1 protein-coding gene (only partly in view) is annotated in these 19,178 nt (G+C 53.7%); it reads left to right on the top strand.

Annotated features, from left to right (window positions below; all coding sequences use genetic code 11):
* On the top strand, positions 1-19,178 hold the 3' portion of the coding sequence (locus tag ACO6VG_RS16345) for a TcdA/TcdB catalytic glycosyltransferase domain-containing protein (protein WP_422474751.1). It extends 9,361 nt beyond the left edge of the window; 19,178 of the gene's 28,539 nt are visible here — the last part of the coding sequence; its start codon lies off the left edge, out of view; its stop codon occupies positions 19,176-19,178.

Raw genomic sequence — 19,178 nt, 5'->3', positions numbered from 1 at the left:
ATGATCTTAAGTTTGCCCGGGGCACTGTGGATGATTTCCATTTGGCATTGGAGGGATTGTTCAGGGAAGAGCGTCTTGCCCATTCGGTCAGAACCGTTATTAATCACCTCGAAAAAAACCCGGAGACCTCTGTCGATACTTTTGTGCAGGGTCTGGTTGATATACACACAGATTATTGGAAAAAGATGCAGGTTTCGCGCCTGCGTTCTGCACTGGAGTTGCAGAACGCGGACTACCGGATGTTGGAAAAACGAATAACCAGCTCCGGTTTACCCCCTAAAGACAGGAACAAGTTGTTGTCAGATCTGGGTGCTATGCAAAAGCTGCCAGACAAAATTCCGTACGCTGGCAAAACGTTTTCTTCTTTCATGGACGTCTATGGTCATGAAATCAAGCCGGATAGCCCCGGATTTATTTCAGAAATCCTACCAGATACCTATGGTGGTAAAGGTTCGCAGCCGAAGATCGCGCTCTTGTTCTCTGGTCAATTTATCAAATATGTTCTGGTAAACGATATTCCTTTAAAACAGCTGTTTTTATTGCGGAATAACGTTATCGGATTTATTCAAATGCTTAAAGAAACCTCTAAATTCGAGGGTTTTTCCAATGCATTGAATGAAGGACGGAGCCAAGTCTTTGGAGATCTCCAGGCTCTGGTGAATCAGGGTGTTATAGATGCTTCTGCCGGTAAAAACTTTGACCAGGTCAAAATACCTGACTCTGTCCGGCTATTACTGGTGCCCACTCCCCCCGGTTCATCCGGCACACTGCCGCCTGAGCCGGTTCTGGTGGGTAATGCCGGCAGTGTCCTGAAATTTGATCCAACCCGTTACTCCATCGCAGGTAAAACGGCTGTTGAAACACATTACATTATGGCTGGCCTGATCAGTCAGTTTGTTGTTGCATCGTATAAGTTAAAAAAAACCGGCGGCGATTTCAGCAATTACTTGCGCATCAAAAAACAGATCCTGCGTGAGCTTGAACCCTCTGTTTCAGAGATTAAGGGAAAAATAAATGTCCCAGTAATAGAAAATCCCAGGCGAATCGGCATTGAGATGGAAGTGCACTACGTAGAGATACATACTCCAGATAAAATCCAATTTGCACGCTCAGCCGGGATTCCTGAGGGTGCAGTTGACAATTCCTACGCTTCACTGATGTTAACCACCGACAGAACGAGTGATTGGAGAGCTGCTGGGACTTTACTGGAAATCATTACCGGACCACAACCCCTTTCTTTTTATCGGGATAAGTCTTCAGGTTTTTATGATGCCATGGAAGCTCTAATAGCCACCGTGAATAGCGCACCTGAAAATGACAAAGGTGATTATACGACAAAAAATCTGGTTGATGATTACAATAGTGCATTGTCAAAGGTGCGATTGGAAAAAAAATACTCGCAAGAGTTTCTTCACCATTTTGCCGTGAGGTTTAACCCAAATGCAGAGAAGAAATTCTCACTGAAAACCTGGAATAAAAAAATGGGGGCCCATCATCGAAGACCACAAATTAATATTTCAATTGACCTTCGTGCATTCGGAGATATAACGTCTGTCATACCTGATCTTATGGCACCGCTAAAAAATGATTTCTTAAAAAAGGTTTTTCAGCAGTGTCAATACGGCGCCAACGAGCTTTTGCAAAAGCTGAATCTGGAGCATTCTCCTTTATTAGCATCAATGTTCACCCTGCACCTCTATAAACAGGTACTGGATAGCTCAACAGAAGAATTCAATCGCGGAAAGCTCGGCAACACGGCTGGTGGTCCTGTGACTAAACTCGGTGGATTACCAAGATTTGCTACCGCTGACCTTATTATGTCAGTCATTTCCAGCCTTGATGCTGAGCGTCTTTATGCCGCAATCAATTATGGCCCAGACTTTTTTTCGCTGATTGAAGAAACGATCAATGGGCTGGTCGAAAAGGGAGCGGAGGCAGAGGGGGCTGGCCGAAATTGGCACGTGCCTACAGAAAAACTAAGAGCCAGAGTAAGCTCGCTGTTTGTGAATTTACTGGATTATCGTATTAAACATGGGCGAATGCTGCTAAATAATGTTTATAAGGACTGTTTCAAACTTCCTCAAAGCGGAATAATATTTTTTCTTGATTCCGTTGAACCAAATTCAAGAGTAAAAATCGTCAGTCATGACAGTGGAGAGGGTGGAATCCATTACTTCTCCGCCATTGAGGTTCGCAAACCTTCGGCCAAGCTCGCCAATATTGCTGTAGCTCCTCCCGATCCCGAAACAACTGCATTAATAAAGTCAGTCCAGGATCCGGATCTGCTGGGAACAGACCCGGGCGTTGACCAAGTCTTTATTAAAAGAGCTCAATCCCTGCTCACCTCTGACACCGGAACCTGGCATTACCGGGACTGGGTAAAGGTGTCCATCCTCGACCGGCTGGGTCAACTTGACCGCGCAAAGCGGGAGCATGTGAACCGCTCCTTCGTCAGCCATCAGCGGGCGGCACCGGACGCAGCCGGGCAGGACGCACTGGGCCAGTTGCTACTTTTTGCCCATCTTAAGGCAATGACCGGCGGGCGATCAGAATCATCCTGGGACACCCTGGCGCAGTTGCAAAAAATAGTGTCCGTAGATTTTGACTTTCAGCGGGTGGCCGGGGCTTACCAGCTCAATAATGACCTTCCGTTGAAAACCATTGACAGCGACGCCCTGCTTGTTGCCCGCTGGCAGCGGCTGGTAAAACTCAATCTGCCCGCCACTCTCTACAGACTTTTGGACTCCGGAGACGAAGATTTTATTAAAGCCGTTCTTGAGTCGGCAAAGATCGTTTCCGGGAACGGAATGTCACTGGGTCGCTTGTTTCGGGAAATGACCATCATCCTTGAACCCGAATGGCGCTCGTATCAGAGTCATCTGAATAACCATCCGCTGACCCTGACGGTGGGAATAAAGGACATTACTTCTGATAGCCATAAGGCTATCGCTATAGGAAAGCTGTTCGCAATAGCCCTTTTAAACCATCCCGAATTGGTGGCACTCGGTCAGACTCAAAGGGAGTTGCAGGCGGTCTGGGGATTATCGGCCATCAGCACTGGCAGTAGCTATGGCCTGACCACAGAACGGGTACCGGTCGCTTTTCCAAAGCAGAAAGCCCCCCTGTATACACAGTTTTTGAATGGCATCGGCAGCATCAATCACAACTGGCAGTTTGCTTCCGGGTCGGTCGCGGATTTCGCCCGGGTTCTCTACCGGTTGTCCGCCCAGCATGATCAGGGCAGGCTGAAAGAGGCCTTTGAACGGGTTCGGAACTACCATCGTCAGCACCCCAAAGTATCCCTGGACACTTTTGTCTCGGCTCTGGTGATGACACACAGGAATCTGCCCGATAAACGGGCGGGCCTGGTTCTGCGTCAGGCTATCGGGAAAGCGGGATGTACCTATCTGCAACAGGCCCTTACGGAGAAGAAAGCATCCCTGGTTGCCGGTCTGAAAACAATGATATTGGTCGAGACTATTGACCCATTTTATGATGACCCTGATTCGTTCGATGGCACTACTGCATTTAAGATTGACCGCCACATATCGGTAAAACTGAGCCCTGCTTACTTTCGTTATGGGGGAACAGAGTTTCTTTTATTAGTCGATGGTCTTCAGCACTTCCTGGCAACGCCCCTGGGCAAAGATTATCGGAAGAGAATCAGGAACGATCTCGCAGCTTTATCTCAAGATCAGACCCTGACCGTTGATGCCCCGAAAGCCGTTGCCGGAAAGCAGCAAATCGTCGTTTGGTTATCACATACTGGCAAGAAAGTGGTGATTAACCCTGATGCCGCTGCCAGCCAAAAAAACCGTTTGTCCAGCTTGATTCCAGTGTTTACTGCCCTGGTTAAATCCGGCTATGAACTGAACGGTGGCCGTCAGCCTGCCCCTTCAGACGTTGAAGGCATTGAAAGAAGGGTTCGCCAGCAAATGGGGCTGGCGCCCCTGGTGCAGCTTGACGACACCGGGAATCTGAATCTGAAAGAGGACACTGCATCTGGCCGGATCGTCCTTGAAAAAACCTACACCATTGACAAACCTGCCATACCGGAAAGCCTGCTGGCCAGAAGCCCGACAGTCGTCAATGACTCACCTTTATTCACCCTTAAATGGCTGGCTGCCGACAGTCAACCGGGCCTACAACTGATAACAGCCCCGCTCTCCCTGGATGAGCTGAGCAGGCACCGGCCTTTGTTGGATGCCGCTTTTCTGGCACTGGGTAAAACGATCTCGACTCAGTCTGGCCCGGTTAAAAACCGGGATTTGGTCTGGACCTTTCACGAACGGCTTGCCAACACGGAGCCAGTAAAAAAAGACAACGCCCTGGGCCGGTTAATCTTTGAAAAAATAACTTACACGGTCTATAGACCCACCGGATCGCACACCCTGATGTATCAAAGCCCGATAAAAATCGGTGCTACACCTTTGACCACCCTGAAATGGCTTGGTCCGGGACTCTACCCTGGTTTGCAACTGGTAACGCCCCCCCTTGCACTGAGTCATCAGACCACCAACAGGGATAAGTTGGAAGCCACTTTTTACGCAGTGGACAAAATTATCTCGACGCAGCCTCAACCGCTCAGTGACCGACTCTTTCACTCAAAGTTTGACGGGTATTTCAGGCACCGGCTGCCTCCTTATGTTGATGAGCCGAAGACAATCTGGCAGACAAAAATCACCGACAAGGCAGACACCGGAATCATCCTGAGGTTTCCCTCCGGGAACCTGGACAAGCCCCTGGCCCCTGTTCTGTTTGCTGTCACCGACGGTCCTCAGAGAGAGCAGCTGCTGGCCAGCCTGCGGACCGCCACCCGGTTCGTGAACACTGTTACCCCGGCTTCAGGCAACGAGGCAATCCATGCCCAGTTAAGGTCGCTGTTTACCCTGTTGTTGTTCCGACTGTCGAGCGACGACCTGCCCGGGCAAGCGCTGTTTCCGGGGGTAAGGCTGGCAGACTATATCCATACCTACCTCTCCGACGGTGCCGTGACCACACTCAGTCACCACATCAACCGTGTTGGCCTGCAACAAGTCACTGACAATCTGGTCACTGATCTTGGACAACAGGCAGTCGGTACCCCGGACCCGCAAGCGGGTGACAGGATCAAGGACCTGCTGGGGACAGCCCTGGATTACCGCCTTGCCAACGGCGCCGGACTCTTGCCCGGCACGCTGCCTGACACCTACTCGCTGCCCCTGGCGGATGCCGGAAAATACCGGGAACTCTGGACCGGGCTGATGTCAGAGTACGGCACAACACGACGGGTCTCCAGAGACGCCGACGGCCATTATCTGCTGGACGCAGCTCTGCCGTTCGAAAGCAGCAGTATGGAGCAGCTGTCTCAGTCCGATAAGCTGACGGGCCCTCTCAAACTGGCGTTAAAACCAGACTCGCTGGGCTTCGATCAGGAGGTTACCCGTGCCTTTCTTGAAATGGCAATGTCCAGGATGGAGACCGACTGGCCGTGGTTTTCGAGACGCTTCTCCTCATTACCAAAATTGCAGCGTTTCACCCTGGTGGAAGCACTCGGTCAATATCCTTCCAACTATCCGGAGGCCGATGTCAGGCGGCTGGCCCGTGCCCTTACCAAAATCCAGCTCGGCGTTATCAATGAGCAGATCATTCAGGGTGATAATCCTGAGACACCGGCGATGTTTCGCATCAAGAGTCTGGAATCGCTCTCAGGCGAGAACACGCTGACCACCGAAGATGGCAGCAAGGTCTATTTTCATGCTGGCTCTCTGTTGCCGGTAACCCACAAAAAGGCCCCATCACCCGATCTTCAACAGATGCTGCTGAGGGGGTCACACAGTAGCCAGTTTCCCGGATCGTTTCTGGATAGGCGCCACAGCGGCAGACTGTACCGGCAAGCCCTGCAGGACGGCCAGATGGCACCCGACCGTTTCCGGGATGATGTCGGGCGGTTTATTGAAATTCTCAGTCACCAGGGGGAAAGCCATCGTCGAGAATTCCACAAGCAGCACCGGCTTGACCTGAGTGCGGGGCGGCCTGTCCACTGGCGGTTAAACCCCCATATTTTACTGCAGGCGTCCAGCTTGCGGGTCACGGGTACGGCGGTCATCATTGAGCTTGGAATGAAGAAGAACCCTTCGCTGACCCTCGAGTCCTTTGGCACAGTCGTCGACCGGTTCTATGCCCTGAGTCTGGCCAAGAGTATAGAGGCTGTCGATGCTGCCCTGTTCCAGTCTGGCTGGCCAAAGGAGGCCGGACAACTGGCGCAACTGGGCAACTCCATTGGTTTTGACGCTGCCCAACAATGGGTTTCCCTGCCTGCGCTGAACCAGGCCAATACTCTCTATACCCTTCTGGCAGACAACAATCGGGAGGCCATTGAGCGTCAGTTTGACCACATTGGTTCACCCGCCAGTCAGAAAGACTTTAAACAGGCGATGACGTGGCTGTTCGCCTGGAAGCCTGAATTACTCACATTGAGCTTTGACAGGGTCTCTGACTACCTTCAGACGCACCGGGATGACCCGGATATTGGCACCTTCGCCAGGGCACTGTACGAGTTTGACCGGAAACTGTCGAATGATAACAGGGACCTGTTCAGGGGGATGCTCAGCCATCAGCAGGTCGAACAACTGAGCGACGTTCTGGCCTATCAGGCCCCTGAGCAGCGGGAACTGATCAGCTTCATAAACACGCTTAAAACAGCGGTCAACTCCCAAGCCCCGGCAACCGATGCAGCCGGGTTTGCTCCATCGACCTACCGGCTGGTTCGCTCTGAAAGCGGGTTGAAGGTTGTCGTCATCAAGGACCCGGATGCGTCAGACCAGAAGCGCTGCCGACGCGGGGTCGGCGGGTGCGGAACTCGCCTGCTCCTGACGGGAAATCTGGCGGATCACCCCCTTTTGGGCATTGACAGTACAGACATCAGTGACACCGATACCGGCAAACCTTATTACAAAGTTGAGTTCCTGACCTACCAAGGTAAGCTGCACAGAGTGCTTAGCCGTTCAGGTAACGATATCACAGCCACCCCTCTGGACGATGAAGTTTCGCTCCATGACAGTATTCACAATAGCGGCGGTTCCCCAGATGAGCGTGTGATTTCGGACGGAACATTGACCACGACGTCGGTGGCGGTCAAGCGTTCCGGTGGCGAGGTTTATCAGCTAATTTCGGAAGATGGCGATCACTACCGTGCAATCCGCCTGCAAACCGATGACAGGCTGTTAGCCGCCTACGACAGCAGCGGGAAAACCTTGATCCCGGTGCTGGAAAAGAACGACCATGGCCAGACAGTTTATGGCTTGAAACTGGACAATGCCGCGTCAGATACAAACGGGCTGTACAAACTCAACCCGGCGGAACCTCTGGAGGAGCAACTGGCCGCTGCCCGCCGGGAAAATCATCGGCTGTCAGCCGTCAGTTCCGAGCTACGGACGCTGACGGGCACGGATGACAGGATAGCCGTGATCCTCACTGCCGGCTATCGCCCCGGCCAGCCACTGGCAAACCAGGCCCAACGGCTGCTGTCAGAACTGAGAGTCTTTATTGCCAGCCCGGCAGGGCAGCGTCTGGTCAATGCCCTGGGATTCCCCGACAGCTTTATCCAACCCGCCACTATGACTGAGCTGGACAGTAAGCTGTTCCCCGGTATGGCGCCCCCCAACCCTCTGAGGCTGGTGATCAGGCTCGACAAACAGGCTCTCGCTGACCGGGTGATACCCTATCGCCGGGATGGCAACGGGGACCTGAGCGGCAACAGGCTGGTGCTGTTGCAGGTGGACCCGGCGGTGTTGGCCGGGCAACGTCACTCCACCAGTAATTACCTGGGGGCACTGGCCTCTGTCCTGAAAGATTTGTGTCGGGCAGCACTGGCCAGTACTGACCAGTCGGACTCACCGGCTATCGCCATGACCTGGTTGCAGGGGAAAAAAATCACCGGGGACCGGACGCTGCTGCAACTGGAAAATCAACTTCGCAAGCAGTTCGACCTGCAGACCGTCCAGACCAATGCTGCCGCCCCCGAGCCTGTTCAGGTGGTCACTGCAGCAGGCGGGATAACGACCGTGAAAACCCGCCAGCAGGTCCGCATTGCCTATAAAGCCATTGCCGAGCCCCTGTCCGGCTTTGACCAGTTGGTAGGAGATAGGGAAACCCGTCTACTGTTTCAGCGGGTTCAGTATTTTTGCAACCAACGGGTTGACCAGTTACCCGGCGCTGGTCGTTCGAGGCTGGGGAACCTCCGTTCACTGTTGACCCAGGTGGCCTGGAGTGGGCTGGTCAGCCAGGGTATGGTAACTTCGCAGCTTGCACTTCTGGCTGACCCGGCGGATGTGGTCACGGCTGTGCTCGACAAAGATGAGCTGAAAGCACTGGCCGGGATCGATGATCTTGCCGGGCACCTTGAGGGTGTGCTGAGCGATGCCCTGAAAGACCGACGGGGCAGCACCCTCACGACGACCAAACGACAGTCGTTGTTGACCTGGTTAAGTCGTGCAGAGACGTTACTGGCAGATGCAAAGGCGGTGCGCGATAAATGGGCCGACCCCGGACAGCTTCCTCTCGGAGAGGATTCCTACGACAATGTGCCGGTCACCGCTGGTAGCCGGAAAAACCTTGTCCTGACCAGCACCGGGCGGCAAAAGGTCACCCGGTTGGGTAACCAGCATCTCATTGCCATTGAAAGCCAGAACAGCCCCCTGGCCGCTCCGGCAGGGGATGAGCTTAACGGTTTGCTGGCACTGTTGAGACAGCAGCCGCCTGCCGGGGCGGCACTGCAGGCCGAGCTTCAGCATGCCCCTGCCTCCGACCCGGACTATTTCCGGGACGCGATCGAGCGTACCCTGTCACCGCTGTCCCGGCAGCAGACCGACAACCTGGACGACACCCTTGTTGATTTGCTCAAAAAACCGTCCCTGACCGGCGCTGAGCCGCTGCTGGCGGAGTATTTTTTTCAACGGCGGCTCAGAGGTTTGGAAACCACAGACCAGACCAGGTTGCGGACCAATGCCCTGAGGGCCAATAAATGGCTTGATCGCCTGCAAAAAAATCCGCCATTGCCTCCGGGCCCGGGCAGGAAGGCCCCGACTTTCATCACCGATACCGGGCTGGGTCGTCACCAGGCCCGGGTTCAGACCACAGCCGGCCAAAAGACGTTCACGCTGGGTCGCCGGGATGACCTGGCTTTTTCCGACCAAGGGCCTGGCTATACCCTGATCCGCAGCGAAGAGCACCGCAAGGTCTTTCGCGTCGAGCTTCCCGATCGCTGGCCAGACCGTCTTTTGCAGATCAGGCTGCTTGTCTTCATGGAGCCTTATCGCAGACTGCAACGGAAGGGCCGTATTGGCAAAGAGCAATTACAGAACGACCTTCAGCTCATTGCCCGGGGGATGGCTGAGTCACGTCTGTCGAACCTTCTTCAGGCGTTGGTGCAACCCATCAGGGACGCGGGCATTGCCGATGATAGCCCGTTTAAAATAAGAATCAGCCTCAAGCCTCTCTTGCCCTTGGTGGACAGTCGTGTCGAGGTGAGTGGGACAGGCAGCGGCATTGTCCTTTTAAGGCTGGGCACGAAGGACAGGAACAAGCCATTTATTTTCCGGGAAACCCTGGCGAGCCTGGTCGGTGCCAGTCTGTTGAAAGCTCTTGAGGGTGGTGGTGGGTCGCTGTCAGCCTTGCGCCAGCAAGTGCGGCGGCAGTTCGGGATCAACACCGGGACAGTGCCTGACGGTGAGTCGCGCACCCTGGGACTGACCCGTCAGTTCGAACTGACCCCGGTGGCTGACAATCCCTCAGGCACAGGCCTCTATCGGCAACTGGTCGCAGGCTATCATAACCTGCTGTTAGCTGAAGGTGGTACTGAGGCCGATTACCGCCGGGCACTGGCGTATTTGGAGCTGCATAATAGCGCCAGGATTCAGGCAATAAAGGACAGCCTTGCCAAAGGGGAAATTAAAGTCAGTGTCAGTGAGCGCACTCTTTTCAACAAGATCGTCAGTGAAAAACGATCTTCTGCTCCCTTGATCCCAGCTCCCCACTTTGATCATACCATCGCCCCCTATATTCCCCCGCCCCCCGGCTCTGAGCTGATCAACGCGGATTACCGGGCCTTCTGGAGTGTCGGTTCCGGCATGGAATCCCTGCTTGACGCCAGGCTGCTGGGGTTAAGTCGGGTGGCGGCAAAAAACTTTTTCGGGCCAAAAGTCTTTGCCAGCGCTTACCTGAAGTCACTGCTGGTTCATTTTATCTACTGGAAGATGGAGCAGGTTCTGGGTAGCAACGGCCAGCCAGCCAGCCGGATACACCTGGGAGTCACCGATGCAGTAACGGCCATACTGCCTGACAGCGACATCAATGAAATCGCAAACCTGGAGAGGAAGACATCCACAAAGACATCCACAAACGAGAATACGAGGACATCCATAAAGAATTCGAGGACATCCATAAAGAATTCGAGGACATCCATAAAGAATTCGAGGACATCCAAAAATTCGGGGACATCCACAGTCGCCGCATTGGAAAAAGCCTGCACTTTTGTTGCCCGGGGACTCGGCTGGGAGCGTTTTGACACCGGCCTGCTGGCCAATATGAAGCAAGATGTGGACACCGTATTCAAAGAGGCAGTAGAACTGCGACAGCGCGTCGGCAAGCCGTTCCAGTTGCCGGTTAACCAACAGCAGGACGCCCAGAGCAAAGAACCAACGTCTGTGCAAGCTTTAGTGGGGCAGGATACGACCATTGAAACCACCGCCAGCAGCCCTCGTCATATCGTTATGGCAGACGGTAAAAGGCGTTATCTGAAAATAACCCCGGCGGGCCCGGGCAATCCTTTCCCGCTTATGTCTCCCCAATCACAGGATGGTCTGAAGCAACTGTTACGGCGGCCCCTGAATCCGGGTAAAAGTGCTTCGGGCACCGAGGCTTACCTGTCACAGCTGGCACGCCATTATGAGACTTTTAGTGAACTGAAGGACATTGACATTACCGGCCAGGTCAATGCCATTATTGACAAGATGGACGATGTCACCCGCCAGCAGTTTGCAGAGGGTTTCCTGCAATATACCCGGCAGTCAGCCATCCCGGCCGGTCTGGCCGAAACCATCGCCGGGAAATTGCTTGCGGCAGAGGTCACCGCGCTGGGTTCCCTGCCTGAAAGGCTTGCCACCGGGCTTTATCAGCGGCTCAACGGGCTATTGAGCCTGACCGGGAAAAAGGCATTTTCGCTGACCTCCGGCGACCTGATGATTCGGGTGCTGACCGACCCTTCAATGACCGCCGATGCCTCCTACCTGATGCCTGCCCAACACACACTGGTGCTGGGCAATGGCGACGCTGACAGTCCGCTGACCGCCGCGGCAGCACTGGCTCTGCTGCAAGCCGCCCAAGCACAGAAACCAGAGGATCAGACAAAAACATTCCTGGCCCTGCAACAGAAGCGGGTCAGACTACCCGAGGGCATAGACAGCCTGTCGCCAGAGTCGCTGGTCGGCGAGTTCACGGTTAAGGAAGGCAAGCTGACCCTCTCCGGCTTGCTGGAACGTCTGACCAGCTTTATCGGGATGGCGGACAGGCTGAAGCGGGAAAGTTCCTCCGAAGCCCGCACTCTGGCCAGAGATATTCGCCAGAATGTGGCCGACAGCGTTGCCGCACTCAGAAGTGATATCGATTTTGGCCAGATGGCTGACATGGTTGATATGTCCGACCGTCATTTCCGGAAGGCCCTGCAGAAACTGGACCAGACAGGTTTGCCAGCCGGTCAGGCAACAAGGCTGCCCGATGCAGACTGCGTACTGTGCTACGGCTTCGGGCCGGTCAGAACCCTGATAGCTCTGATGGACCGGGTCAGCAGTCACCTGGATGCCATTGAGGTCAGTGGACGCTTCATTAATATCAGACAGACTGCTGGTGACAAGGGGTTGCTGGCAGACGCCTTCCTGCTGCTGGAACAGGGACGTTTTGCGGCGGTTACCACCGAGGACATTCTCGACAATCCGAGGTTTAGAAAGAATCTTCTTGATCTGTTACGGCAAGCGCTGGCGGAACGACAGGGACTGACGCCGGAGCAAGTCATTGACCGAATGGTCATTTTGCTCAATGACTCGGGCTACAGCGCCGACGACACCCGCTATGTCAAGGAACAGCTGCTTGCAAGCCCGGAATTCATGGAACGGCTCCAGCCCCGAAACCAGCCCCGAAAAGGCCATACCGGCGAGGATGGCTCTGAGCCCGGTGGCCCGGGTGACACCAGGCCAGGAGGCGGGTCGAAAAGATGGCAAGGGAAATTCATGCGCACGCTGGACCGGCTGGACCGGAGTAAGAAATTCACCCGAGCCAGAGTGGGTTTCGGCGCAGGGAATGCCATCGCTGGTTTAGCCATGTCCACGATGACACTGATCAATCTGGAAAAGTACGGGTACGCGATGCCTGATGATGCCAGGGACATGGCCTATGCAGGGACGAGCCTGAACATCATCGGCTCAACCTACAGCCTCGCTATGAGCGGCAACTGGTTGCTGAGCAAAACCCTTGTCAAAACGAAAAATCCGGCAGGGACTATTGGCGTCGCTTTAAAACTGGGCCCGAAAGCGTCGCGAATGGTTGCCAGGGCTTTACCGGTTATTGGCAATGTCGTTGCTATTGTCTCTGGTTTTCTTTCGCTGAACGGTAATGTCGAAAACGCCGATGCGGCAAGCAAGGCTGGCAACCACAAACAGGCGACCCTTTTTGTGGCAATGATGAGCCTGGATTTAATGACGCTTGGCCTTGATGTGCTCAGTACGGCGCTGGACTTCCTCTGTCCACCGCTGGGTCTGCTAGTGGACCTGGTCAGCACACTGCTGGGCTTCGTGCAGACTGCCCTGGCGGCACTGATGCCGCCACCTAACGCCAGGCAGGATTTCGAGGCTTTATTGGCAGGCGACGAATTCAAGAAATACGTTGACGGCAAGGCCGATCAATTTGAGAAAGCGGGCTACAGGAAGTTTCAGCTCTTCCAGGACGCCAGCGATTTTCTTGATCAGGATAAGTATGAGGATAATCTCGAATCATTAAAGATATCCATTAGCCGACTTCTGGGTGGCAAAAGAGACAAGGGACTGGCCCTTGAAGATCGGCTCAACCTCAGGCGAGTACTGAGTGGGACGTCTGAGCAGGACTATATGTATGGCCAGAAAGGTTACAAGATATTTTATGGTCTGGGTGGCAATGACACCCTGATCGCTGACCGGGGGGAGCTTTATGGCGGAACAGGCCATGACCAGTTGATCCTTAAGAAAGGTAAAGCAGAAGGAGGCCGCGGCCACGATATTATCCGGATCGAAAAGTCAGGGACGGCGTTTGGGGGCCCCGGTAATGACAGGATCTGGATCGGCGAGTCAGGGAGTGCCTATGGCAACAGAGGTAATGACGTCCTCTATCTGCAATATCGCGGGAAAGGCTTTGGCGGACCCGGTGATGACACTCTTTTTGACGGCGCGCTACAGTCCGGCGGCGCTGATAATGACCGGCTCGTAGATGGCCTTGGCGATATCGAACAGTATGGCGGTACTGGCAATGACGTGCTGCAACCGGGTTTAGGCAGAGGAAACATTAGAGGGGGGTATGGAAAAGATACCCTGGTTTTGCCGGCAGAGGTCAGGTTTCCTTACTCCAGAATCAACAACTTCTCGCAAAAGGTTAAGGGTTACCATTACCTTCGCAGGACAGAATCCCGGGCATTCTTCGAGGTTAACCTGGAACAGGGACGCTGGCGTAACCATTTTGCTGAATACCTGCAAGACCACAACCTTAAACGCCTTGCGCCGGATGGCAGGGAAACAGGGGGAACAACCTCTCTTCTGCTCTTTCGCATATCAGAGCGCAGTTTCAGAACCACCGCATCCACCCCCGACGAGGATCTGAATCCAAAGAAATTATACATTGCCCCGCTGTCAGAGATAAAAGCTGACTACCTGCGTGAACAAAACGACAAAGTATTGATATCTGAACATTTACTGACGGGGTACGATCAAAAGCACACAGGCGTAAAACGGATTTCTGATCAGTACCGCAGCCAGACCTTCTATTACGCTGGGAAAATCCTGTACAAATTCGCCAGCAACTGGAGAGGACATACACAAAGAGGCCATGTTTATTTTTCGAATCAGGGCATCTACCTGAAGTCGAACGAGGACGTGTATTACTTCAGCAAGCAGGGACTGATAGAACGCAGCAAAAGAGACCAACCCAATGAGCCCACCGTATTTTACACAACCCTCTGTCAGCTGCTGGAAACCGGGGGGACAATTAGCGGTATTGAAAATGTGGTGGGTTCGAAGCAAGGTCTGATAGTACGGGGAACCGCCGAGCCCAACAAAATTTATTTGCGGGGGGGTAAAAATGTAGCCCATACCCTGGGCGGGAATGATGTTGTCAGTGCTGGCGATGGCACCAACCTGATCCACCTGGGGACGGGTGATGACCTGGCGTTGTTGGGTGAGGGCTCGAACGAGGTGTATGGAGGTCCTGGCAGGGATACCGTTTCTTACCGTCTTAAAAAAAATGGGGTCAGGCTGGACCTCAGCCACCGGAACCCGTCTGATTCGTCGACAGGGCAGCATCTGGAACAGGTAGAGGTCATTCAGGGCTCCCCGGGCAATGACAGGATCTGGGGAGACCACGGCAATACCCTGTTCGTTATCACCAACGGCACCAATGTCGTGGATGTCCGGGGCGGGAACGACACGGTGGTCGCCAACGGCGGAGAAACCTCTATCCGGTTGCGCAGCGGCTTTAACAGGGTGATGCTGGGTGAGGGCTGGCATGAGGTATACACGGGCACTCATGCAGACACCATCTGGCTGCGTCGTGGCAGCGATCTTGGCAATCACAAAATTCACGCTTATCAACACCAGAAGCCTGCAACAGGAAAATGGCCAGTCGTGGTGGTCCGTTGGGAAATAGTCGGTAACGCCTGTGAGCACCGTCAGAAGGCCAGTTTGACGTTTAATCCCTTTGACGAGAGCCTGAACCTGCTTTTTGACGCTCAAATGCCTGACAAGCATGCGACTTTTGTCTTTCATTCCCCCGGTTTATCCAACTTCAACACAGTACAGGTCAATACTGGTATTTACTGGGACGATGTGGTGGGCAAACAACCTTCCCGGTCACTGACCGAGTCCCTGACAATCCTGAGGAACACTACCCTCTCGAGTCATATTATTTCAGGCAGCAGAACATGCCGGATCACCAGGGTTGTGGATGACTATAGCTTTACTAAAGAGGAGATGTTGGCATTTTTAAATCGCCACCCTGACAAACCTGTGGGTGAATTTCCCCGGGATCAATGGCGTAAAAAGGCTGAGCTGGAGAGCCTTGCCGATGAAGGAAAAACCCTCGGCGCTGGTCTGCACAGGATTGGTAGTCAGGAAAGCAATAATATCACGCTGGTGGTTGAGTTTGGTTTCGCCTCTTCCAGATGCAAACCAGGCACTGGTGTTTTGCGGAAGCTGACGTTTAAGCTGAATCAACAGCAGATGCTCACCGAAGGTTCTGGTATTTTGCGGAGGCTGAAGCAACAGCCGAGGCCTTCTGAAGACGCAGCCGTACCAAGGAATATCCAAGGTATTACTTCTTTGGAATTATGGCACACACTGACTTTAACATTGTTTGAAACCGGGGCAGACGGTCGCAGAAAACAACATGGGCGCCCTCAGGTGATACCGGGATTCAGGAAGGCAGGCCAATATACCTCGTTGTCTAAATGGACCCGAATATTCCCCGGTCAGCCAATGGCCAAAACCCTGAACATGCTGGAGATGGATTATACCTTCGAGACTCCTTTTATTCGCAAATGCAGTCCCTCCCCTTTATACAACAGCTCGGTGATTATGCCGACGGTTCACCTTGACCTGTCTTCAGACTCATACTCTGGCATCCCCATTATTATTGGCGGCCCGGGCAATGATCAGCTGACGGGCAACCCATCCACGGATAACGTGTTGCTGGGCATGGGAGGTGATGACCGGTTGCAGGATATGGGAGGCAATAACCTGTTCACGGTTGGCCTGGGTAATACGACAGTGATTACCGGCGGAGAGGGACACAACCAGCTGATACATGACAAGTCTGCCGTCGTTTATAGTACCCGGCTCTTGCGGCGAAGCTCCAGAAGTCTGACCGCCAAGGTGACCCTCTTGAAGTATCAACTGGATGGCATGACCGTCAATGTGACAGAGGGCATCATAAAGACCCGATGGCGAAATACTGACTCAACCGGCAGCTGGCGCTATCACCAGACCCTATTCAATGCTATGGACAAGATTGCCGGGACCTCGGGAGATGATAGCTACTTTGGCAGCAATGGTACGGATATTTTCAGCACCGGGGGTGGCCTGGACAAGGTGAGCATGGGGGACGGAGACGACCGGGTCATCATTGACGCCCCCTGGCAGAAGGGTACCTCGCTGGACGGCGGTAGCGGTGCCAATACACTGGTCTTTGATTTGTCCGTGAGTCGTGATGTGACGGTCGACCTGAAGAATGGTTTAACGGTCGATCACTTTATCCTGGAGGACACCGGGAAGGGCAACATAAGATTTTCCGGTGATGATAACGATAACGTTTATGTGTCCAGAGGTGCCCTGCGCAGTTTTAATGGCCAGGGAGGGGATGACTACCTTTTTGTTCTGAAGCTGCCCGCCTATATCCATTTTAACGGTGGTCCGGGCAAAGACACACTGGACTTAAGCCAGGCAACCCTTGCCCCGGAATTTGTCCGGCTGAAACTGTCCGTGCAAAAAAACTCAGTGCGCCACTCTTGTCCTGTAAACGATACGCAACCCTGCTCACCGGATATAAACATCAAAAGTCGTTTGTTCTTTACGCTCCTGCTGCCCGGATCGCAGGTCACCTATCAGACATGGGATTCCACGGTCAGAAATTTTGAGGTTTTCAATGGCCCGACCAGCGACGATTTTTTCGAAATCCCGGCCCTCGCCGGACTCACCGTCGATGGCAAAGGGGGCGATGATACTTTCATAATTTCCGCTGCCCACATCAGGGGCAATAGTTCAATCACCACCACCATCGGGGGAACAGGATACAACCGACATTATGGTAGCGAAGACGCTGACCGGATGGTGGCGAACCTGGGGCCGGACCTGCTTTCTGGTCACCTGGGTCCGGATACTTACGTTATCCACGCCCGGGCCAATGGCACCCAAATCATAGACCGGGACAACGGGAATAGCCTGATATTGCATGGGGTACAACCGGAAAAGCTGGACTGGCGGCTGACCGAAAACTATACCCTTCTGGAAGTAAACTACGATGGACAAATATTTTTCAGCATCGATTTACGGCACGTTCCCCATTGTGTACGCGAAGACAGCAGTCTGGTTACCGGGCACTTTATTGACAGTCTGGAGCAGCATATCTGGCGCCTGACAACGATTGATCCGGTCAGTAACGAAGCCAGAGTTCTGACCGGCCAAAACCTTCGGAGTTACTATCACTCCAGGCTGACTGTTGACAATCGGCTGGACAGCACTTACCAGCTCAGCAATGTCACGGCATCGGTGCATGGCGGGCCAGGTGATGACGTGTTCTTCATCTCGGGTACGGTCAAGCCGGAGGCCGGGCTGTTCGGAGAGTCGGGAAATGATATTTTTCATCTTAAAAGCAGTGGTGCCAGCGTATATCCCGGCCCCGGCAATAACCTTGTCAGCCTGGAACTGGAAAATTCACAGAAAGATGGCAAAGAAAATGGCACGGTGAAGCTGTTCTTTGACCCCTCTTCGTTTAACCGGGTTCAGCTGGAAGGTGTCAGCCTTACGGATTTGCAGGCAGCAAGCTGGCGTCCGCTGGCTCAGCGCAATACCACTGACAGTAGTGACCAGGCTCCTTGTCCAGCCGGCTTATCCCGCCTGCTGCCGCCTCCGGTCACTGGCGGCAGTTTTATCCTGGCAGCCTGGATTCGCCAGGACTTGCCCCTCGGCGGGCTAACACGGGCCGGGAGCACGCTGATTCATTTTGCCGATGCTGACGGCTCTGATGCCATCAGCTTGAGCCAGAAACCTGGTGGGCTGGAGATCAGGCTAACGAAGGGAGTCAGGGTCTTTCATAGAAAGGTCATGCCATTTTTTACCTCCCCCCGTCAGCACCTGGCTATGACAATAGATGACAGAGGGTTTCTAACCATCTACCGGGATGGCCGGGTTGTTTTGGAAACCGAGGCCCTCAGGCCACGCAGAAAAATTCGGGCGCTGAACTGTTATGCCGTTGAGAAACTGGTCATCAGTCGGCATCTCCCGTCGCCTGAAGGCATAAACATGATGGCATCCGGTGGTGTCGAACGTCTGGTGAGGATAGGCGATTGGCGATACCCTCACCTCTTCTATGCCAATGATTGGCCAGACAGTCTGGAGCTGGATGACGGGATTCTGGATAACAAGCAATTCATCCGTCAACGGCTGAAATCTGGCTATTCACTTTTACAGGAAAAAATCCCCGGACATCAGTATCTGATAGATGAAGAGAGCGCCACTTACTACTTTGCTGGCGATGACTTCTCTAACACTGACCAATGGGTTCTGGCAAACGCCACTGGCACGGCTGACCAGCTCGAGGTTAATACCCATGACTGCCAGACATTGCACTATCAAAAAGCAGGCGGGGATCTTATCCTGACGGTCTCGCCAAATACTGGCCTGCTAAAAAACAGCGACAATAGCGCTGAGCCGACAAACTCCACCCAGAGCCTTCGAGTGCAGAATTTTTTCAGCAAGCAAGGCGAGACCATTGAGCGCCTGATCGTCAATAACCGGGTGCTCAATATGAGCGAAGTGCTTGCGCAAGTGGACGCCCCACAGTCAAATGGCAGGCACTCAATGAATGAGAGCCTCCCGGAGGATGCATTGGCTGCTCAGGGTGGAGGCAACGGAACCCTGCCTCTTCTGAACAGGATCATTCGCCGGGGGCAACGGCTGGTGAAATACCTGGGCAGTCTGGCCGGAGGTGAGAAAGATGACGTTGGAGCGGGTGAAGCGGACAGTGAACAACGCGTGGTGGCAAGTCTGAATGACACAGGACTGAACCAACACTACCAGCGTCTGGTTCAGGAGATCAATGCCACGATGGGCAATCGCAGTGGTGAGAGTCCATCGTATGTGCCGACGGCAAGTGGCAGAATAATTCAGAACCTGACGACGCCGGGAATATAA

Origin of the sequence: Endozoicomonas sp. ALB032, assembly GCF_049310125.1 — a bacterium.
Taxonomy (GTDB): domain Bacteria; phylum Pseudomonadota; class Gammaproteobacteria; order Pseudomonadales; family Endozoicomonadaceae; genus Endozoicomonas_A.
The sequence above is the reverse complement of the archived record's forward strand: the minus strand, read 5'-3'. Positions and strand labels throughout refer to the sequence as shown.